General features: G+C 64.4%; 24 protein-coding genes. 13 read left to right on the top strand and 11 right to left on the bottom strand.

From position 1 onward, the window contains the following. On the top strand, positions 1-311 hold a 311-nt coding region (locus H8A92_RS32840), incomplete at its 5' end, for a DUF2076 domain-containing protein (RefSeq protein ID WP_229199537.1). Positions 312-424: 113 nt separating this feature from the next. Here H8A92_RS32840 and H8A92_RS32845 read toward each other — a convergent pair. Further along, positions 425-1225, bottom strand: coding sequence for a L,D-transpeptidase (locus H8A92_RS32845; protein WP_229199538.1), 801 nt, complete (start codon positions 1223-1225; stop codon positions 425-427). A 311-nt stretch (positions 1226-1536) separates the two neighbouring features. Between H8A92_RS32845 and H8A92_RS32850 the strand changes: the two genes are divergently transcribed. The 3 genes from H8A92_RS32850 to H8A92_RS32860 all read left to right on the top strand — a co-directional run bounded on the left by H8A92_RS32850 (position 1537) and on the right by H8A92_RS32860 (position 3424). Further along, positions 1537-2316, top strand: coding sequence for a protein phosphatase CheZ (locus H8A92_RS32850; protein WP_229199539.1), 780 nt, complete (start codon positions 1537-1539; stop codon positions 2314-2316). A gap of 184 nt (positions 2317-2500) precedes the next feature. Beyond that, positions 2501-2824, top strand: a complete 324-nt coding sequence (locus tag H8A92_RS32855) for a hypothetical protein (protein ID WP_229199540.1) — start codon at positions 2501-2503, stop codon at positions 2822-2824. A gap of 339 nt (positions 2825-3163) precedes the next feature. Then, the gene (locus tag H8A92_RS32860) at positions 3164-3424 is read left to right on the top strand and encodes a hypothetical protein (protein ID WP_229199541.1); all 261 of its coding nucleotides are present in this window, start codon (positions 3164-3166) and stop codon (positions 3422-3424) included. A 313-nt stretch (positions 3425-3737) separates the two neighbouring features. On the opposite strand, the gene H8A92_RS32865 is transcribed toward H8A92_RS32860, so the two are convergent. After that, positions 3738-4256 carry a hypothetical protein gene (locus tag H8A92_RS32865; protein WP_229199542.1) on the bottom strand — a complete coding sequence of 173 codons (519 nt, stop codon included), beginning with the start codon at positions 4254-4256 and terminating at the stop codon, positions 3738-3740. Positions 4257-4575: 319 nt separating this feature from the next. Here H8A92_RS32865 and H8A92_RS32870 point away from each other — a divergent pair, with 319 nt between their 5' ends. The 3 genes from H8A92_RS32870 (at position 4576) to H8A92_RS32880 (ending at position 7058) form a co-directional block, all read left to right on the top strand. Continuing rightward, positions 4576-4872: a co-chaperone GroES gene (locus H8A92_RS32870; RefSeq protein WP_018269780.1), complete on the top strand. Its 297-nt coding sequence runs from the start codon at positions 4576-4578 to the stop codon at positions 4870-4872. A gap of 159 nt (positions 4873-5031) precedes the next feature. Beyond that, entirely contained in the window at positions 5032-6675 is a 1644-nt protein-coding gene (gene groL / locus H8A92_RS32875) for a chaperonin GroEL (RefSeq protein WP_229199543.1), read from the top strand. A gap of 92 nt (positions 6676-6767) precedes the next feature. Continuing rightward, the gene (locus H8A92_RS32880; RefSeq protein ID WP_229199544.1) at positions 6768-7058 is read left to right on the top strand and encodes a hypothetical protein; all 291 of its coding nucleotides are present in this window, start codon (positions 6768-6770) and stop codon (positions 7056-7058) included. Positions 7059-7180: 122 nt separating this feature from the next. On the opposite strand, the gene H8A92_RS32885 is transcribed toward H8A92_RS32880, so the two are convergent. Next, positions 7181-7549, bottom strand: coding sequence for an antibiotic biosynthesis monooxygenase family protein (locus H8A92_RS32885; RefSeq protein ID WP_229199545.1), 369 nt, complete (start codon positions 7547-7549; stop codon positions 7181-7183). A gap of 97 nt (positions 7550-7646) precedes the next feature. Here H8A92_RS32885 and H8A92_RS32890 point away from each other — a divergent pair, with 97 nt between their 5' ends. The 4 genes from H8A92_RS32890 (at position 7647) to H8A92_RS32905 (ending at position 10735) form a co-directional block, all read left to right on the top strand. Continuing rightward, positions 7647-8111 carry a MarR family winged helix-turn-helix transcriptional regulator gene (locus H8A92_RS32890; protein WP_229199546.1) on the top strand — a complete coding sequence of 155 codons (465 nt, stop codon included), beginning with the start codon at positions 7647-7649 and terminating at the stop codon, positions 8109-8111. A 219-nt stretch (positions 8112-8330) separates the two neighbouring features. Further along, on the top strand, positions 8331-9530 hold the full coding sequence (locus H8A92_RS32895; protein WP_229199547.1) for a hypothetical protein: 1200 nt from the start codon (positions 8331-8333) through the stop codon (positions 9528-9530). A gap of 43 nt (positions 9531-9573) precedes the next feature. Beyond that, the gene (locus H8A92_RS32900; RefSeq protein WP_229199548.1) at positions 9574-9933 is read left to right on the top strand and encodes a hypothetical protein; all 360 of its coding nucleotides are present in this window, start codon (positions 9574-9576) and stop codon (positions 9931-9933) included. A 337-nt stretch (positions 9934-10270) separates the two neighbouring features. Continuing rightward, a complete protein-coding gene (locus H8A92_RS32905; protein WP_229199549.1) occupies positions 10271-10735 on the top strand; it encodes an ester cyclase in 465 nt (154 codons plus the stop codon). 86 nt (positions 10736-10821) lie between these two features. Here the strand turns inward: H8A92_RS32905 and H8A92_RS32910 are convergent, their stop codons facing one another. The 3 genes from H8A92_RS32910 to H8A92_RS32920 form a co-directional block, all read right to left on the bottom strand. Further along, positions 10822-11289 (bottom strand): PaaI family thioesterase, encoded by a 468-nt coding sequence (locus H8A92_RS32910; protein WP_229199550.1) that lies wholly within the window; start codon positions 11287-11289, stop codon positions 10822-10824. Positions 11290-11307: 18 nt separating this feature from the next. Further along, the gene (locus H8A92_RS32915) at positions 11308-11886 is read right to left on the bottom strand and encodes a bifunctional transcriptional activator/DNA repair enzyme AdaA (protein ID WP_229199558.1); all 579 of its coding nucleotides are present in this window, start codon (positions 11884-11886) and stop codon (positions 11308-11310) included. Between the two features lie 106 nt (positions 11887-11992). Next, entirely contained in the window at positions 11993-12457 is a 465-nt protein-coding gene (locus tag H8A92_RS32920) for a GNAT family N-acetyltransferase (protein ID WP_229199559.1), read from the bottom strand. 233 nt (positions 12458-12690) lie between these two features. Between H8A92_RS32920 and H8A92_RS32925 the strand changes: the two genes are divergently transcribed. Continuing rightward, positions 12691-13320, top strand: a complete 630-nt coding sequence (locus tag H8A92_RS32925) for a hypothetical protein (protein WP_229199551.1) — start codon at positions 12691-12693, stop codon at positions 13318-13320. Between the two features lie 78 nt (positions 13321-13398). Here the strand turns inward: H8A92_RS32925 and H8A92_RS32930 are convergent, their stop codons facing one another. Continuing rightward, positions 13399-13830 (bottom strand): META domain-containing protein, encoded by a 432-nt coding sequence (locus tag H8A92_RS32930; RefSeq protein WP_229199552.1) that lies wholly within the window; start codon positions 13828-13830, stop codon positions 13399-13401. Between the two features lie 131 nt (positions 13831-13961). Then, positions 13962-15632, bottom strand: coding sequence for an L-lactate permease (locus H8A92_RS32935; RefSeq protein WP_229199553.1), 1671 nt, complete (start codon positions 15630-15632; stop codon positions 13962-13964). A gap of 308 nt (positions 15633-15940) precedes the next feature. Here H8A92_RS32935 and H8A92_RS32940 point away from each other — a divergent pair, with 308 nt between their 5' ends. Continuing rightward, entirely contained in the window at positions 15941-17686 is a 1746-nt protein-coding gene (locus tag H8A92_RS32940) for an ABC transporter ATP-binding protein/permease (RefSeq protein WP_229199554.1), read from the top strand. Positions 17687-17692: 6 nt separating this feature from the next. Here H8A92_RS32940 and H8A92_RS32945 read toward each other — a convergent pair whose 3' ends face one another. From H8A92_RS32945 to H8A92_RS32955, 3 genes are all read right to left on the bottom strand, one after another. Continuing rightward, the gene (locus tag H8A92_RS32945) at positions 17693-18010 is read right to left on the bottom strand and encodes an HPP family protein (RefSeq protein WP_229199555.1); all 318 of its coding nucleotides are present in this window, start codon (positions 18008-18010) and stop codon (positions 17693-17695) included. A 237-nt stretch (positions 18011-18247) separates the two neighbouring features. Next, complete coding sequence (locus H8A92_RS32950; protein ID WP_229199556.1) at positions 18248-19237, bottom strand: TorF family putative porin; 990 nt, start codon at positions 19235-19237, stop codon at positions 18248-18250. An 86-nt stretch (positions 19238-19323) separates the two neighbouring features. Next, positions 19324-19729: hypothetical protein (locus H8A92_RS32955; RefSeq protein ID WP_229199557.1), on the bottom strand; the 406-nt coding region annotated here is incomplete at its 5' end.

A 19729-nucleotide genomic window follows, 5' to 3' on the forward strand; every position in this document is an offset into this window, starting at 1 on the left:
CGGCCGGCGTGGTCGGCGGCGGACTGCTGCTCTCCAGCATCCGCGGCATGATGGGTGGCGGTGGCCACCAGTCGCTGGCCGATGCCGGCGGCCTCGGCGGCGGTTCACGCCCCTGGGGCGGCGACCAGTCGTCGAGCGACCTCGCCCGTGACGCCGGGATCAACGATGTCAGCTCGTCCGGTCGCGACAGTGATTACGGCTCGCGCGCCGGCGCGTTCGACCAGGCGCAGGCCGACCGGGACAGTGACGATGATCAAGACGCCGACGACTTCGACGACAACGGCGGCGACGACAACGGCGATTACGCGTGAGCGCGATCGCTGAAACGACAACGGCCGCTCCAATCGAGCGGCCGTTTTGATTCCGTCGTCCCGGCGAAAGCCGGGATGACACCTTCTTTGGGGCAGCTGCTTCAAAACCACCCTCACATCACGACGACCTTGGCGCCGACATTGACGCGGCCGTAGAGGTCGATGACGTCCTCGTTGCGCATCCGGATGCAGCCGGACGAGACGTTGGTGCCGATCGTCCAGGGCTCGTTGGAGCCGTGGATGCGGTAGAGCGACGAGCCGAGATACATCGCACGCGCCCCGAGCGGATTCTCCGGGCCGCCTTCCATGTGCCGCGGCAGATCGGGACGGCGCGCCAGCATTTCCGGCGGCGGCGTCCAGGCTGGCCACTCCTTCTTCGCCGAGATCGTCTTGGTGCCGGCCCAGGTGAAGCCGGGCCGACCGACGCCGATGCCGTAGCGCAGCGCGCGGCCGTCGCCCTGCACCAGATAGAGGAACTTGTTCGGCGTATCGACGACGATGGTGCCGGCGCCTTCCTTGCCGCTGTAATCGACCAGCTGCTTTTCATAGCGCGGATCGAACGGACGCTGGGTCGGATCGCCCGCAGCCTCCTCCTGCTGACGGATCATCTGCTGCTGCGGATCCATCGGCGGCAGCTGGCGATTGCCGTAATAGCCGGGCTGCTGCTGATACTGCGGCGAGTAACCCTGCGACGATGGCGCATCGCCGAACAGGAATTCGATGAAGCCGCCCCCCATATTGGAGCGCTGCGGCTGTACATAGGCGGTGCGCATCGGCGGCTGCGGTGCGCCCTGGTTGGCGTAGATCACAGACGGCTCGGGCTGAGCCGCCGCGTCGATCGCCATGGCGTGATGGGGAACGGCAATAAGAGAAGAGGCGCCGGCAAGCAGCGCAAGCGTGGTTTTCCTGAACATCGACGTACTCTGTACTGGTTTCGTCGTGACTTGCTTTGCTAAGGGCGCGCGATGCCCCGTTGCACGTGGTCAATAAGCAATGAAAACCGCATCGGTTTGGTAAACGGAACGGCCGTTTCGATTCACCACGTCGGCAATGCCGCGTGGTTTTGCCTGACAGCGTTTATTTTGCGTGAATGCCGCGGCGATATGGTTAATCGCCGGTATCGCTGCGGTCGCTCGCCATCGGCGCAAACTGTTCCCGCGTGAACCTGACGTTAAATCCACCCTGTCTAGAACGGACTTCAGTAGAAGGGGCGGGAATGAAAATCATGTCAGTGAAGCGTAAGCGTTTTCGTGTCGAGCAGGCGATGGGTGAAGTCGTGATGCCGGAGCCGGAAGTTGTTGCGGGCGGCGCCGACCTCGGTCCGATGCATCGCGAGATCATGGCCGAGCTTCGCTCGATCCGCGCCCAGATGGCCTCCGCACCGGCAGAGCGCAGCGGCAACAGCGTTGATGCCGCCGTCGCCCGCGAGATCGCCGAGACGCACGCGCTGCTCGAGACCTACCGCGCGCAGGTCGAACAGTGCGAGAAGCTCAAGGTCGAGCTCGACCTGATCCACGACGCGATCAGCCGCACCAAGCGCGAGATCGCCGTGCTGCACGGCAAGAGCTTCAACGGCGAGGAGATGGCCAAGGTCAATGGCGAGCTCGGCGCCGTGGTCGGCGGCACCGAACAGGCGACCCAGCAGATCCTCGAGGCGGTGGAGGCGATCGACCAGGCCGCGACTGCGCTGTCGAAGAACGTCACGCCGGATCAGCAGAAGCTGCTCAGCGAAGATATCCAGGAACGCGTGGTCTCGATCTTCGAGGCCTGCAACTTCCAGGACCTAACCGGCCAGCGCATCAACAAGGTGATGCAGACGATGAAGTTCATCGAGCAGCACATCAACGAGATGATGAACATCTGGGGCGGCGTCGACGCGATCAAGACCCACTCCCCGCCGATCGTCGACACCCGCGAGGGCGACGCCCGCCTGCTCAACGGCCCGAAGCTCGACGGCGACGCCGGCCACGCCTCGCAGGACGACATCGACGCGATGTTCAACTGAGCAATCGCAAGATCAGAACGAATAGCGCCGGCCTTCGGGCCGGCGTTTTTGTTTGAAGCACGACAAGCGGCAAATCAGTCAGAACCCCTGCCCGACAGTATGCAGCTTGTGCCAACTCCGACACCGGCAAATCTGCTGGCGGGTTTGCTGTCGCGGGTGCATATTGCCGCGCGAGGGAATTGTCATGCGTGTGCCGGGGGCCAGTATTGGGTGCCGGTTGCATCGGACTTCCGGGATCATCCCGGTTGTCCCCGCGCAAAACCTTGTATTTTCACCGAACACAATATCGCGAATTCGCGGCGCGCTCGCTGCGCGCATTCGACGCGCAGAGCTTCGCATTGAGACATGGCGGATGCTGTGGGGGCGCACGATCAATCTTGCGGCAAGAAGGGTTACGCGCCGGCTTTTCTCGGAGTTGCAGCGCGAGGCTGTCTTTGAGGCCGTGACGATCGGCGGCGGGTTTGTTTCATTCGCGCTGATGGCGTGCGCCTTGCTACCGGATTACTGATTGGGGGTGGAGCCACCGCGGTACTACAGCGGATGGGCGGACTAACAAGGCGGCCAATAGTATCGGCTGCGAGCCCGGCACGATGACGAAAATGGCCGCCGGCCACATGTACGTCTGTCAGTGAAGCCGGCGCAACGCCACGGAACGAGGGCGGCTCGGTGAGCCGCCCTCGTTCTTGATGAAGCGGATCGATCTCACGGGGCGACGGGTCGCGCCCGGCGTTGATTTACGTCAACATCACGTGTCCCTCGCCACCGACGATACCCAGGCACGATACCTGGGACGCAGCTGAAGCGGCTCCATCACTTTTCGGCTCGCGCGCGATGAGGGAGGATCACCATGCGTCGGACGACCATTCTTTCGATCAAGTCAGCGACTGCGGGAATTTCGGCCAGCCTGATGTTGGGGCTAGCGGGTGTCACGTTCAGTTCAGCACCGGCGAAGGCCGTCGTGTACTGCACCTATGTCGGATATCCGCACGGTTGCGTGGCGCGGGCGGGCGTCGTGCTCCGGCCGCGTCCGGTGGCGCGCGCTGCGGTCCGGCATAACGTGGGCGGCAACATGAATGGCGGCGTCAATCGCGTCGGCGTGCGGCGGTAGGGCAGTTTCTATCCGCCGTCATTGCGAGCGAAGCGAAGCAATCCATCGATCCGCGAATGCGGCGGCATGGATTGCTTCGTCGCTTCGCTCCTCGCAATGATGGCCGTCCCTTCTACCCTTGTGGGAGAAGGTGGTGCGGATGCAATCCGTGCCGGATGAGGGGTGGGCACCGCATACTCAAATCGATGGGGTCACGCGCGGAGAGAGACCCCTCACCCGGATCGCATCTGGCGATGCAATCCGACCTCTCCCACAAGGGGAGAGGTGTGCTGCCGATGCGGCTCGATCGCGGACGGAAGTTCAGGCCTCGCCGTTACGCCCTCGGGGCGCAGCGGACGTAGACCATGTTGCCGTAGCGGGTGGCGGCGTCCTTGTCGACGAAGCGGGTGATCAGGACCCGCCCGTCGAACGAGATGATCTCGCGGTCCTGCTCGCCGGGCACAGGGCCGGGCGGGCCGATATAGTTCTTGCCGCTCGGGGAACCCTTCAGCCGCAGTTCCTGCGGGGTGGCCTGGTCGGCCAGATGCATGATGACGCCGCCGTTCTGGCCGGCGCCGATCACATAAGGCTGCTTGCACTGGCCGCGCGCGGCGGCCTCGGTGCGGGCGCGGTCGGCGGGATTCTGGAACGAGGCGAGACCCCAGCGGCCGACAATCTCGTCGGGGCGAATACTCGCGGGCATCTCCGGAGCCATCCCCGGCTCGGTGGGCGCCGGCTCAGGGTTCGACGACAACGACGGCAAACTCATGCTGCCGCACGCGCCCAAGAGTGTCGTCAGCGCCGAGATAGCCGCGAACCGTGCGACCAATCGCGCGTTGAGTGACGTAATCATGTTTATCCCCCGACTATGTCCTGGCCGCACCCGTCCTGCAGCCAAGCGTAAAACTTAAGACGGAGCAACGACGTCCGACAAAAATTACGTCATCGCTACGATTTGGTTTCTGGTCCACCATCCTATATTGGCCTCACCAAGGCCTTAACCCGTTTGCTTGACAGAAACTGCGCCAAGCCATATTCCCCGGCGCACAATTAGCACTCTCGCATCACGATTGCTAAATGCGCCGGGCGTCCTGCCTGGCGCCGACCGGACCGGCATTCAACGCCGGTCTCGATGAACCGGACCTGAAACCGAGCCTCCAAGAGGGAACGTCATGGCTAAATCCACCTTCCGCCCCCTGCATGACCGCGTCGTAGTCAAGCGTATCGATGCCGAGGAGAAGTCCAAGGGCGGCATCATCATTCCGGACTCGGCCAAGGAGAAGCCGTCTCAGGGCGAGATCGTCGCCGTCGGCCCGGGTGGCCGCGACGAAGCCGGCAAGCTGATCCCGATCGACCTCAAGGTCGGCGACCGCGTGCTGTTCGGCAAGTGGTCGGGCACCGAGGTCAAGCTCGACAACCAGGAGCTCCTGATCATGAAGGAGTCCGACATCATGGGCGTGCTGGCGTAAGCGCCAGGGACTCCAAGGGCCGCCGCGCCCTCCGCTGTCATGCCCGGACTTGATCGGGCATCCATCGCGCTTCGAAAAGATGGATCGCCGGCTCAAGCCCGGCGATGACGGACGCGGAAGCGGTAAGCAATTCACAGACATTTCCAGGAGTTCAAAACAATGGCTGCCAAGGACGTAAAATTCGCCGGAGACGCCCGCGACCGCATGCTGCGCGGCGTCGACGTGCTCGCCAACGCCGTCAAGGTGACGCTCGGCCCGAAAGGCCGTAACGTCGTCATCGAGAAGTCGTTCGGCGCGCCCCGCATCACCAAGGACGGCGTCACCGTCGCCAAGGAGATCGAGCTCGACGACAAGTTCGAGAACATGGGCGCGCAGATGCTGCGCGAGGTCGCTTCCAAGACCAACGACACCGCCGGTGACGGCACCACCACCGCGACCGTGCTGGCGCAGGCCATCGTCCGCGAAGGCGCCAAGTCCGTTGCGGCCGGCATGAATCCGATGGACCTGAAGCGCGGCATCGACATTGCCGTCGCCGCGGTGATCAAGGACATCGAGAAGCGCGCCAAGCCGGTTGCCGCCTCTTCCGAGGTCGCCCAGGTCGGCACCATTTCGGCCAATGGCGACACCGCGATCGGCAAGATGATCGCGCAGGCGATGCAGAAGGTCGGCAACGAGGGCGTCATCACCGTCGAGGAGAACAAGTCGCTCGATACCGAGGTCGACATCGTCGAGGGCATGAAGTTCGACCGCGGCTACCTGTCGCCGTACTTCATCACCAACGCCGAGAAGATGACCGCCGAGCTCGAGGATGCCTACATCCTGCTGCACGAGAAGAAGTTGTCCGGCCTGCAGGCGATGCTGCCGGTGCTGGAAGCCGTGGTGCAGTCGGGCCGTCCGCTGCTGATCCTCGCCGAGGACGTCGAGGGCGAGGCGCTGGCGACGCTGGTGGTGAACCGCCTGCGCGGCGGCCTCAAGGTCGCCGCCGTCAAGGCGCCGGGCTTCGGCGATCGCCGCAAGGCGATGCTGGAGGACATCGCGATCCTGACCGGCGGTCAGCTGATCTCCGACGACCTCGGCATGAAGCTCGAGAACGTCACGGTCAACATGCTCGGCCGCGCCGGCAAGATCGTGATCGACAAGGAGAACACCACGATCGTCAAGGGCGCCGGCAAGAAGAAGGACATCGACGCCCGCGTTGGCCAGATCAAGGCGCAGATCGAGGAGACCACCTCGGACTACGACCGTGAGAAGCTGCAGGAGCGTCTTGCCAAGCTCGCCGGCGGCGTTGCCGTGATCAAGGTCGGCGGTGCGACCGAGGTCGAGGTCAAGGAGAAGAAGGATCGTGTCGAGGACGCGCTGAACGCGACCCGCGCCGCGGTGCAGGAAGGCATCGTGCCCGGCGGCGGCGTGGCGCTGCTGCGCGCCAAGAAGGCGGTCGGCCGTCTCACCAACCCCAATGCCGACGTCCAGGCCGGCATCAACATCGTGCTCAAGGCGCTGGAAGCTCCGATTCGCCAGATCTCGGAGAACGCCGGTGTCGAGGGCTCGATCGTGGTCGGCAAGATCCTCGAGAACAAGTCGGAGACCTTTGGCTTCGACGCCCAGACCGAGGACTATGTCGACATGGTCGACAAGGGGATCATCGACCCCGCCAAGGTGGTGCGCACCGCACTTCAGGACGCCTCCTCCGTCGCCGGCCTGCTGGTGACCACCGAGGCCATGGTCGCCGAAGTGCCGAAGGACGCGGCGCCGGCGATGCCGGGCGGCGGCATGGGTGGAATGGGCGGCATGGGCGGTTTCTAAGCCCCCACCACATTCGCATCGAGATCGAAGGCCGCCTCCGGGCGGCCTTCTTTTTTGCAGTTTGATTACGATCGAGACGTAAGGATCATCCGATGTCCCGCGACGCCAAATCCCTGACGTCAACGCTCGCGTTGTTCTATGCGATCGGCGCGGTGCTCGCGCTGGGCGCCTATGCCCAGGACAGCATCGATGATCTCGCGGTCGTCCTGACGTTCTGGTTCAAGCAGACGTTGACGTTTGCCGTCCTCGGCGGGGGCTATTGGCTCTACTACGTCATTGCCGGCTCGACCGGTCGTCGTCCGAAAGCGCCGCTGCGCTTCCTGGACATCGCCTTCCTGGCTGCCGCAACCACGCTCGGCATCGGCATGCTGGTGCACAGTTGAGTGATCGTTGATGCGATCGTAGGGCGGATTAGCGAAGCGTAATCCGCCGCATCTCCGCGAATGGCGGATTACGCCTTCGGCTAATCCGCCCTACAGACTTTTCGCCGGTCCCGCACAGCCTTCTAGGCCACGCAGATATCGGCCACCGCCACCTTCTGGAACAGATGCGGCGACGCCACCGCCGAAGCCGGATAGGCCGAGAGCTTCGCCCTGAACTCCGGGTTCATGAACGCCGCGCGGAAGGCGGCGGTGGATTCCCAGACCGCGTAATTCAGATAGGCCGGGCTCTCGCCCACCGCGCGGTGCAGCTGGGTCGAGATGAAGCCGGGCTGCCGCTTCATGATGGCGGCGTCGTCTTGCCAGGCTTTCAGGAAGGTGTCCTCGTCGGCCTTGTCGAGGGTGAACAGGTTGACCAGCACGACGTTGCTGGCATCGACCGCGAGCTGGCGGTCGATCGGGAATGCGGGGTCAAGAGGACGCATCTGCGGCATGGCTGGCTCCGTTGATATGGTGCTATGATGTCATTCCGACCGGATCGATACATATCAATGTTGACATTATGATGTCAATATACACCCATGGTGACAAATGCCGCAAACCAAGCGAACGCCGGCCGGTGAAGCCCTGAGCAACCTGATTCTCGACCTCTTCAGGCTCAACAGCCTGCTGTTCACGTCAGGCGACCGGCTGGTGGCCGGGCTCGGGCTGACCAGCGCGCGCTGGCAGATCCTCGGCGCCATCGTCGCCGCTGAGCGCCCGCAACCGGTGGCGTGGCTGGCGCGCGACCTCGGCGCCGCCAGACAGAACGTGCAGCGGATCGTCAACGACCTCGAACGGGACGGGCTCGTCACCTTCGAGACCAACCCACATCACCGCCGCGCCCAGCTCGTCGTGCTGACAGACAAGGGCCAGCAAAGCTTCGACGCGGCGATGCGGCTGCAACTGCCCTGGGTGAACGGCCTCGCCGACGGACTGTCGATGAAGGACATCGAAACCGTGAGCCGCGTCGTCAGTACATTGCGCGGCAGGCTGGAGAACGGCGAAGAACCTTAAGGCGCGATGAGATCAGATAGAAACAGAATCTGTCGTCCCGCCTTAGCTTGTTGTCCAAGCATGATGTTTTCGGAAAACCGCTTCGCCGGGCCATGACAGTGCCAAAGGTCAGATCGTGCGAAATTGATAGCCGCCGTCAGGCGGCCTTCTTTTTTGGCCAATGACACGGAGGTTTGCTAGTTACGACGGAACCGATTCTGCCCTTCGAGGACTTATCGTATGCGCGCGCTCCCGCTCCTGCTGCTCGGTCTTGCCGTCGCCTCGGCCCCCGCCCTCGCCCAGATGAAGCTGCAATCGAAGGCAGCCCCGGCGAACGGCCCCGAGACGCGCTATTTCACCGCGATCGACGGCCTGATGGACGGCAATGCCGATGTCGTCCTGAAGGAAACCCGCCAGGGCAAGACCGTGACTGCGGCCGTGCTCGACGTCTGCTATCCCGCCGACAAGGGCTCCGACCGCAAGGACCGCTTCGTTGCCAACCTTGCCGTCAGCGGCCAGACGCTGTCTGGCACCACCCAGAGCGTCGCCGACAAGCAGCCGGTCTCCATCAAGCTGAACCGCAAGCAGACCGGCGACAGCTTTGAGTTCCGCGGCCAGATCACGATCGGCCAGACCGTGACCGAGGTCGCCTCGACGGACAATTCCGACCTCAGCGAGAAGGAATTCCAGGACAACCAGGCCACCGAGGACGGCATCACGCCGCAGCCGAAGGATTTTACCGATGTCTCGCCGGAATCGATCGGCGTGCGGGTGAAGCTCGATGCGGCGGCGGATTTCCTCAAGAGCCTGAAGGGCGAAGCCGTCGAGGTCGGCACCTCCAGCCTCGCGGTGACCTGCGACGCGCTGCGCGCCGGCGAGCAGACCATCAACCTCATCGTCGATCCCGAGCACGCCAGCGCGCTGCTCGCCAAGGTGAAATCCGCGCCCGGCGTGACCGCGGCCGGCTGGACCAGCGGCGTGGTCGAGATGGACCGCACCATCCGCATTGCCGCCGCCGACTGGCGCGACGGCGACAAGATCAACAAGGACAGACTGGCGACCGCGATCGCCGGCGTGCTCGCGAAGACGCTCGCGGCCAAGCCCGCCTCGGCGACGTGGAACGCGAACACCGGCAAGCTCAAGCTGGTGCTGAAACGGCCCAGCGCGATCTATCCTGTGCTCGGCCTCACCCAGAATTATGAGATCACCGCCCTCGTCTCGCCCGACAAGCCCGGCAGCTCGGACAAGCTCATGCTCTGGGTCTCGAGCCCCACCGTCTCGACATCGGATGACAGCTCCGGCGCCAAGCTGAACCTGTCCGACGATTCCAGCAGCGACGAGGAAGCCAGCGAGACCAAGGACGACAACGGCGCGATCGACGCGCTGACCAAGGAGTTCAAGGGCCAGCGCTGGGACGCCGACAAGTCGGTGTGGCGGTAAGGTCGGCGGTTCTGCAATATCTCGGCCGCGAGGCCCGATCATGATGTTCGTGTTTGGCTATCTCAGCCCATCATCAAGCACGAAGGGCTGGCCCGTCGACCTGATCCATCAAACCGAGTGGGCATTCGTCACCGTCGCGGTGGCCTGCCTCATCCTTGCGATTGCCGCCCGTCGTCGCGCGCCGGAGTTCGTGTGCAACCTGATTGCGATCTTCGGAGGTGCCGGCGCGGGCCTAGGCCTGGTCATGCCGTTTGAGCTCGCGCCTTTCTTCTTCGGTTTGAGCCAGGAGGCCATGATAGAGACCTTCGTGTTGATCCTGGTCTATCCAATCGCAATCTTCGCGTTCTTCCTCCTGTTTCGCGGCATCGCCGTTGCAAAGCCGCCGAAGTCGCCACGGCGCTAGCGGCGCCACATTGTTGCCTGTCGCCGAAGGAGCCGCGTCCGGACCGGACTGGAGCATTCCGTCGCTTCTGACGAACAATTCAGAACGAGGCTCGATCGCATCGAAGTTGCGCATGATGCTCTCCGGTGTGATCGCGAATAGGTTTTCGCGCGCGCGTTGCGCGAACCACCCGCTTTCCGATTGCGTGACGACGTTCGAGAAGCGGCGCTAAGCGCCATATCGACAAAGCGGAATCCTGCCTGAGAGGCGGCTGCACGCCCGATCTGGAATCGGGTGGTCCGACACGCGTCTCAAAATGCCTAATGCATGCCGGCAACACGCAAATGGAGACAAAGAGATGTCAGAGGAAAACAAGAACGTCGTAGGCCGATGGTTCACGGGCTTCTGGGGCAACCCGTGGAATCCAAACATCATCGAAGAGCTCGCGACGCCGGACATTGTCGTGCACTACCCGATGCACGAACCGAAGAAGGGCCGAGCCGCGGTCACGCAATTCATCACCGAGTTTCGCGAGGCGTTTCCGGATCTGAATTTCTGGGGCGTCGGCGATCTCGTCGCGGAAGGCGATCTCGTCGTCGGCCGCTGGGAAGGCGGCGGCACCCACACCGGCCCTGCGTTCAGCGACTTCCGCCTCGGCTCGCTGCCCGCGGCTTCCGGCCGCAAGATGACGTTCGCCGGCACCACCGTGCTGCGCGTGCGCGACGGACGGATCGCCGAGGAGCTTGGACAGGAAGATGCGCTGACCGCCATGCTGCAGCTCGGCCTCATCCGCTTGCCTGAACAGAGTGGTTACGCCGGGTGAACCGACACTTCGTCGACTGAACACACTCCAACGTTATTGGGCCGGCATCGCATCTCCGGGTGCAGTGTCGGCTCAGTCCCTCCGCGTCAAGCCGGAAAGATCAGGCACGTCGTCGTGCCGTGGGCGAGCAACCGGCCCTTGGCGTCGGTGACCCTGCCTTCGGCGGTGCCGACGCGGCGACCGCAATTGAGCACATGGCCCTCGGCCCGGATCGGGCCGGTGTCCGGCGTGATCGGCCGCACCAGCGAGATCTTGAATTCGAGCGTGGTCTGGCTGGTTCCGGCCTCGAGCGTCGACTGCACCGCAAGCCCCATGCAACTGTCGAGCAGCGTCGCGGTGAGACCACCATGCACGGTGCCCGCCGGATTGAGATGCGCTTCCGTCGGCACCAGCGTGACGACGACACGGCCGTGCTCCGCCTCTGTGACGTCATAGCCGAGCGTGCGCGCGATCGTGTTGAGCGGCAAGGCGCCGGAGGCGAGCCCCTGGACGAATGCGAGGCCGCTCATCTTGAGTTTTTGTTCCGCGCTCACCGTGCCGTAGCTCTTGGCCATTGCTGATCTCCATCGGGTTCATTGCATCGTGACGCCTGGCCGCCGCCTCCGCCGCAGCGAGATCGGCGAGCGACCGTAGAGTTTTGCGAATGCGGCGGTCATGCGCCTTGCGCTGGAGAAGCCGGCGCGCTGCGCCACCACGGACAGCGGAGCATCGCTGCCGTCGATCAACCGCTTGGCGCGCTGCACGCGCAGCGACAACGCGACCTGGAGCGGCGAAGCCTCGAGATGTTCGGCGAACAGACGCGTCAGATGCCGCGCGCCGACGCCGAGCCGTTCGGCCAACGCTTCGACATTGCCGCGGTCGAGTGCGCCGGCCTCGATCAGCGGCAGCGCGCGCTCGACGGTCGTCCTGGTGCCTTTCCATGCCGGGCAGAACGGCGCCGCCTCGGGACGGCAGCGCAGGCAAGGGCGGAAGCCGGCGCGTTCGGCCGACGCCGCACTGCCATAGAACCGCACATTGCGCGCGAGCGGCGTGCGCGCCCGGCAGACCGGGCGGCAATACACACCCGTGGTCCTGACCGCGACGAACACGATCCCGTCCCAGGCCGGATCGCGTCGCTGAAAGGCTGCATACTGTGCGGCGAAGTCGAGCATGCGAACGCTATAGCCGCGCGCGCCGGCCACGACGACCCGATTTGCGGAGACGACGTCCGGAAACGACCGCTGCATGCCGCGCGACGCGTGGGAACAATTGCGGGCGTCAGAGGCGCTTGGTCATGAACAGGCTGAGCGGATCGGGCGCGTAGTCACCGAACGGCGGGCACTCCCGGTAGCCGGCGGCGCGGTAGAGTCCGACCGCTTCCGGCTGCCGGATTCCGGTCTCCAGGCTGATGCGCGCGATCTGCCGGCTCTGCGCCGCCTGCTCCAGCGCCTCGAGCAGACGGCGGCCGAGCCCGTGTCCACGCGCCTCGGCTCGCACGAACATCCGCTTCATCTCGGCATGTTTGGGGCCGATGACGCGGAAGGCGATCGAGCCGAGCGCCTCACCGTTGCTCCGCGCGACGAGAAACACCGTGCCGGGCGCGGCCAGCGCCACTGCGTCGGCGAGGTGGTTGCTATCGGCCGGGTACAGCGCCTCCAGATAGGCATCCGACAGCGCGATCAGCCGCTGCACCTCCGGCCGCCGCAGGTCTTCGGGGGCGATGCTGATTTCAGGCTTGCGTATCTCGGACACGATTCGGGGCCGGGCCGGAGGAAGCGTTGCCGCAACTGTCGGCCGACGCTGTTTGCCCGTCAATCTACGGGGGTTGCGACCAAAAGACTTCGTGCTGCCGCAGTTCGGTCACCGAAAATTAAGGCTCGATTTAGTTTCGAGGATCATCCTTTGCGTCACCGAACACAGGTCACGCCATGCAAGACCGCGAGCCGATCAGTCCTGAAAGCATCTGGCCAACAGATGTGACGGAGGGTCATTCGCCGGCGCAGACCGCGGACCTCTGGGACGTTTCAGGCGAAAACCACGATGCCGCCCTGCTGCTGCGGGAGCCGTTCGCCGACCGCATCGGCACCGCGCTGCTGGCCGCCACGGCATTGGCCGCAAGCTTCGTGTTGGGATGGACCGGCGGCGCCAACTGGCACGACTTCGCAAGCCCCGCCCCGGTACCGGTGGCGCAGAAGGAAGCGCCGGTCCCGCACGTCGCCGAGGCGCCGCCGAGCCGAAGGAGCGAGAGCCCGCGCCGGACCGCATCCAATGCGGACCCCGCCGTCACCGGCAGCATTCCCAAGACCACCCCTTCAGGCCCGCGCCCACTCGCGCTCGGCGCCGCGCCCACCACCTTGAATGCGCAAGCCGCAGCGCTCGGCACGAAGCAACCGCTCCCGGCAGCGCCGGAGACGCGGCCGAGCACCATCCCCGGATGGTCGGTGGTCGAAGTCCGGGACGGCACCGCCGTGCTCGAGGGGCCGGAGGGCGTCAAGATGGCCGCGCGCGGCGACGTCGTGCCTGGCCTCGGACGGGTCGATTCCATCGTGCGCTGGGGCAACCGCTGGATCGTTGCCACCGCAAGCGGATTGGTCGCGACGCCCTGAGCGGCCTCGATCCGCGCAGCTTTTTGTTTGACGCGTCTTCCTAACGCGAACCGGCGTCCACTTCGCTCGAAAACGCTCTCAGTTGCTGTTGATCACGTAGCGCAGCGACTTGCTTCCGACGAACGTGACCTGATCACCCTGCCGTCGCCAGCTCGTCATCTCGCTGAGCGCTGCGAGCAGGTCCTTGTCGGCCTGCGCCCGCTCCGGCGTGCAGCTGCGGTTCTCCATCGCGCCGGGAACGAACACGATGGTGTTGCCGGCAACCGAAAACTGGCCCTTGCCGCCGTCGCACCAGAGCTCGAGGATCACCTCGCCATTGTCGCCGACCTCGATCGAGGGAATCCGCTTGGAGCCCGGCATGCGCGCGGCATCGAGCGTCATCACGAAACCGAACGGAAATTCCTCCTGCGCCTGCGCCGGAACCGCGACGAGAGCCGCAGCAGCCAGCACCAATGCGGCCGCGCCGCCGTTCAGAAGCCGCTTCATCGAGATCATGCCATTCCCAGCCATTGCAACGCAGCCCTTCTATGGGACAAGGCCGCGATTGGCCAGAATGGCGGCCGAGAAAAAGCGCTTGAAAAGCAAAATCCCCGCGGGCTCTCCACCCGCGGGGATCTTCGTTTGGGCGACGCCTCGCCTGTTTATTTCAAGACCATCGCCGTGAACGGATAGACATAGGCCTGCAAGGTCACGAACAGACCGACCAGGCACGCCAGCACGATCGAGTGCAGGAACACGTAGCGCAGGATCGATCCTTCGTGGCCGTACCAGTTGGTCGCGGTGGAGGCGACCACGATCGATTGCGCGTCGATCATCTTGCCCATCACGCCACCCGAGGAGTTCGCCGCCGCCATCAGGATCGGCGGCAGGCCGAGTTGTTCGGAGGTGATCTTCTGCAGATTGCCGAACAGGATGTTGGACGAGGTGTCCGATCCGGTCAGCGCCACGCCGAGCCAGCCGAGCAGTGTGCCGAAGAACGGGTAGAGCACGCCGGTGGCCGCGAAGGCGAGGCCGAGGGTGGCATCGACGCCGGACAGCCGGGTCAGCGTGCCGATCGCCAGCATCGCCGAGATCGTGATCAGCGAGATCGCGCAGAGGCGGATGGTGCGGCCATATTCGGCGATCAGCTTGAGCGGCGAGAAGCCCATCAAGAGACCCGAGATGATTGCGGCGATCAGCAATCCGGTGCCGGTGAACGACAGGTAGGTGAAGCCGAACACCGCGCCTTCGGCCGTCGGCTTCGGCACCACCGGCGGCACCTTGAAGATCAGCTTGTCGAGCTCGGGGACCGGATAATTCCAGACGAAGTTGGCGTTCGCCCAGGCCTTGAAGGCGCCATTGCCCCAGATCAGCATCAGGATGCAGACGATGATCCACGGCAGCAGTGCGCTCCACAATTCGCCTTGCGTCAGCGGCGTCTTGTCGAGCGGCTTGGCGGCCGCCATCGTCGCCGCCGATTCATCACGGCCGCGCAGTGCGGGCGACAGCCAGAGCTGGCGGGGCTGCCAGACCTTGAGGAACAGGATCAGCGCGCCCATCGAGATCAGCGAGGCGCCGATGTCGACGATCCAGGGGTTGATGTAGTTCGAGATCACGAATTGCGGGACCGCGAACGACACGCCGGTGACCAGGATCGCCGGCCACACTTCCTTCATGCCGCGCCAGCCCGCGAACGCCCATATCACCCAGAACGGCACGATCAGCGAGAACAGCGGCAGCTGCCGTCCGACCATCGCGCCGAGCAGGTAGGGATCGAGCCCGGTCACCGAGGCAAGGCCCTGGATCGGCGTGCCCAGCGCGCCGAAGGCGACCGGTGCGGTGTTGGCGATCAGCGACAGGCCGGAGGCCGCGAGCGGCGAGAAGCCGAGCCCGATCAGCACCGCGCCGGTGATGGCGACCGGCGTGCCGAAGCCCGAGGCACCCTCGAAGAAGGCGCCGAACGAGAACGCGATCAGCAGCAGCTGCAAGCGCCGGTCCTCGGTGACGCCGCCGACCGCCCGCTTCAACAGCTCGAACTTCCCGCACCTCACCGTGACCTGGTAGAGGAAGATGACGTTGAGCACGATCCAGCCGATCGGAAAGAACCCGGTCACGATGCCGAGGATCGATGCGCGGATCGACATGCCGGCCGGCATCGTGAAGACGAAGATCGTGATCAGGTTGGTCACGATCACGGCGACGATGGCCGCGATATGCGCCTTCACCTTGCCGCTGGCGATCAGCACCAGCAGCGTCACCACGGGAATGGCGGCCGCGATCGTCGACAGCCCTGCATTGCCTAGCGGATTGTAGATTTGATTCCAGGTGTTCATCTCGGGTCCTCCCCACGTTCTTATGCAGCCGCGGGCCTCGGTGCTGGCAGGCGCGACTGGTGCGATTGCGGGAGTCCGTCGGAATAGTTGAAGCCCCGGCTCGCGAATGAACGATCGGTAAGGATCGCTCACATCCTCGCGAAAAATCGAAGGTCCCCCGCCCCTCGCCGTTGTCGTCATGCTAGGGTTGACTCGATCGCCGGGACAAGCCAACGCTTGCATGCCAGACCTACGACTTTAGTCGCGGATCGCCCTGATTGTCCCGATTCTTCAGGCCTTTGCGGCCGCTTCCCCGGAGACGATAATCTGTGAACAACATTCGCTCGACGCTCGCGACGGTGTGGCGCATCGCCTCGCCCTATTTCAGCTCCGAGGACAAATGGGTAGGCCGCGGATTGCTCGCGGCGGTGATCGCGATCGAACTCGCGATCGTGGGCATCAACGTCCTGCTCACGCAGTGGAACAACCGCTTCTACAACGCATTGCAGGAACGGAATTGGGATTCCTTCGTCAGCGAGATCATTTATTTCTGCGTGCTGGTTGCCTTCTTCATCCTGCTGGCGGTCTACCAGCTCTACCTCAATCAATGGCTGCAGATCCGCTGGCGAAAATGGATGACCTCGCAGTATCTTGGTGACTGGCTGCATCAGGCCAATCACTACCGGATGCAGCTCCAGGGCGATGCTGCCGACAACCCCGACCAGCGCATGACCGACGACGTCAAGCTGTTCGTCGATCGCACGCTCAATCTCGGCCTCGGCCTGCTGAACTCGGTCGTCACGCTGGCGTCCTTCCTCACCTTGCTGTGGGGCCTTTCCAATGAAGCGCCGCTGCATCTGTTCGGCGCTGAATATTCGATTCCCGGCTACCTGGTCTGGGGCGCGTTGATCTACTCGCTGCTCGGCACCGTGCTGACCCATCTGATCGGTTGGCCGCTGGTCGGCATCGATTACAAGCAGCAGCAATATGAAGCGGATTTCCGCTTCAACCTGGTGCGCGTGCGGGAAAACTCCGAGCAGATCGCACTGCTGCAGGGCGAGCAGGCCGAGCGCGAGCGCCTGCTCGTCCGCTTCGGACACGTGGTCGAGAACTGGATCGCCCTGATGAACCGGACCAAGAAGATCACAGCGTTCACGGCGAGCTACAATCAGGCCTCGGTGATCTTCCCCTACGTGCTGGTGGCGCCGGCCTACTTTGCGCAGAAGATCCAGCTTGGCGGCATGATGCAGACCGCATCGGCATTCTCGAACGTTCAGGGCGCGTTTTCGTATTTCGTCAGCGTCTATCGTCAATTGGCCGAATGGCAGGCCGTGGTGAACCGCCTCGATGGATTCGAGAGCGGAATCGCCACGGCGTCGAGCCTTGCCAGGCGCGACGACCGCATTCATGTCACCGCAACGCCGGACGACGGCGCCGTCAGCCTGCAGAACCTGGTGGTGCGGCTGCCCGACGGAATGCCGCTGGTGAACACGGACCGGCTCGGCTTCCGCAAAGGCGAGCGTACCCTCATGACGGGCCCCTCCGGCGCCGGCAAGTCGACGCTGTTCCGCGCGATCGCCGGCATCTGGCCGTTCGGCAACGGCGCGATTGAAGTGCCGGCCGGCGCGACCTTGATGATGCTGCCGCAGCGTCCCTATCTGCCGATCGGGTCGCTGCGTGACGCCGTCGTCTATCCGGGCGAGGCCGCGCAATTCGACGCGGAACGGGTCCGCGAGGTCCTCACCGCCGTCGGACTGCCGCAGCTCGCGGCGCGGCTCGAGGAGCAGGCGCACTGGAACCGGATGCTGTCGCTCGGCGAGCAGCAGCGGCTCGGCATCGCGCGGGCGCTGTTGCACGCGCCGCAATTCCTGTTCCTGGACGAGGCGACGGCCTCGCTCGACGAGCCGGCGGAAGCCGCGCTCTACAAGCTGATCGCCGAGAGGCTGCCCGACACCACGGTGGTTTCGATCGGCCATCGCGCGACGCTCGAGGCCTTCCATCAGCGCAACGTCACCCTGGTCCGCGACGGCGACCGCTTTACCGTGCGCGACGCGGTCAAGGCCGCTGCGTCGTAGCCGCGACTACGGGGTCGGCCGCGGCCACGGCCTGCGGCTGATCCAGCGATGCCAGCCATAGGTGAAAGCGGCCAGCAGCAGCACGCCGGCAAGCACCGATGCGAGCAGGAATGACCACGGCAGATTGCCGGAGACGATCAGGAGCGGACTGATGCCCGCCGGCGGGTGGAACGTATCGGTCAGGACCATCGCGAGGATCGCAAGTCCAACCGCCCAGGCATGCGGCCCGGTCAGGCACAGCACCGCAAAGCCGGCCAGCGCCGACACCAGATGTTCGCCGATCAAGGCGCGCGGCTGAGCCGGCGCGGCCTCCGGGGATCCCATCACCAGCAGAATCGAGGTTGCGAACGAATCACCGCCAGCGGATAGCCGGCCGCGACGGAGCACCACTCCACGGTGCCGACGGCGATGGCGGTGCGACGCCTGCCACCGTGCCCGCGACGGGTTCGCGCCGGCTGCTGCGCCCGATCAACGCCATCCAATCCGGTCTCATGAAGCATGCCCGCAAAAGCAAAAGGGCGGCAGATTGCTCTGCCGCCCCGCGATCCCCGGAAGGGGAAATTACTTCAGGTTGGACATCGCCGTCAGGTCAACCGAGAGCTTGGCGATACCAGCCGCGCCGCACCAGTTGGAGCCCGTGCCGCCCGGATTGATCGGGGTGACGTTGGTGGTTCCGCCCGCGGTGTAGTCGCTGGTGAACGCGCTGCAATTTCCCTTCGACATGTCGGTGTCGGAGTAGCGCAGATCGAGCGTAAACACCTTGTAGGTGAAGCCGATGCCGATGTTCCAGGTGTTGTAGTCGGCATATTTGATGCCGTTCGGGAACGCCGGGACGCCGTAGAAGCTGTCCGACGTGCCGAGCCACTGCCGGCCGAACTCGCCCGACACATACATGCCGACGCCGCTGGAGCCGAACACGGCGCTGGGCGCGGTGTACTTGCCGATGATCGACGAGTAGTTGCCCCAGGCGCCGGTGTTGAGGAAGTTCGGCGAGTAGTACTCGTTGATCGTGAACGCCCAGTTGTCGTTGATGGTCCAGGTCGCCTTGCCGTAGACTTCGAAGAACGAGACGTCCTTCTTCATCACGTTGCCGTTCGCCAGGAAGTTGGTGGCGCACTCCGCGCCGAGCGGCTTGCCCGCGGTGTCGGTGGGGGCGCCGAAGTAGCAGGTTCCACCCGGATACAGGTAACCCCAGACACCGATGTCGAAGGCGAAGGCCCCGAAGGTCGGACGGATACCACCGTAGATGTCGACTTCCGCCGCGGCGCGGTTTGCGAAGGAGATGCTCTCGGTCGAGGTGCCGATGTAGAGCTGCAGGTCCTTGTTGACGTTGTAGCGCGGCTCGAAATAGGCGGTGACCGACGCATTGTGGTTCGACTGGGTGACGCCGCGGAAGATGTAGTCGTTCATGACGGCGGCGCCGAAGGCGATGTCCCAGGGATCGAAGGGAGCCGGCGGCGGCGCCTTGACGGCCTTCACCGCCATATCAGCTGCCATCGCCGAGCTCGAAATCATTGCTAGCGCCGTTGCTAACAAAGCCAGTTTCTTCATGACGATCCCCATCTACTCTGTTCAGACAGCCCAGCTGCGTGGCCCCCAGGGCACGCGATAACGGACTGCAACCAAATCGCGTGTGCTCAATCTGAAACGCCCCCCCTTTTTGGAGAAGGCGAAAAGACATGCATTTGCCGACTTTTTAGGCGTTCCAGCAGTCTCGCCACACGTTGGTTGACGGGTGTTGCATTTGCACCACAAAACCAAGGCTCCCGCGCCGGTTGCGCGACGCACAAATCGGAAGCGAGCAACGGTTTGACGCGCAGCAGGAAGCGTCGGCGCGAATCGGCTTTACCCGCAAAACTACGGACTGCCGCCGATACGGAAAAAGCCGCAGCGGCGTCCGCTGCGGCTTCGATCAGGTTAACCGGTCCGAGTTCGGTTACAGGTTCGCTTAGTGGTGCTCGCCCTCGGAGGTGCCCCAGCTCGGGGCCGGTTCGTGGCTCGGCGTGGCCCAGCTCGGAGCCGGCTGCGGCGCGGGCTCGGGCG

This window comes from Bradyrhizobium acaciae, assembly GCF_020889785.1.
Taxonomy (GTDB): Bacteria; Pseudomonadota; Alphaproteobacteria; order Rhizobiales; family Xanthobacteraceae; genus Bradyrhizobium; species Bradyrhizobium acaciae.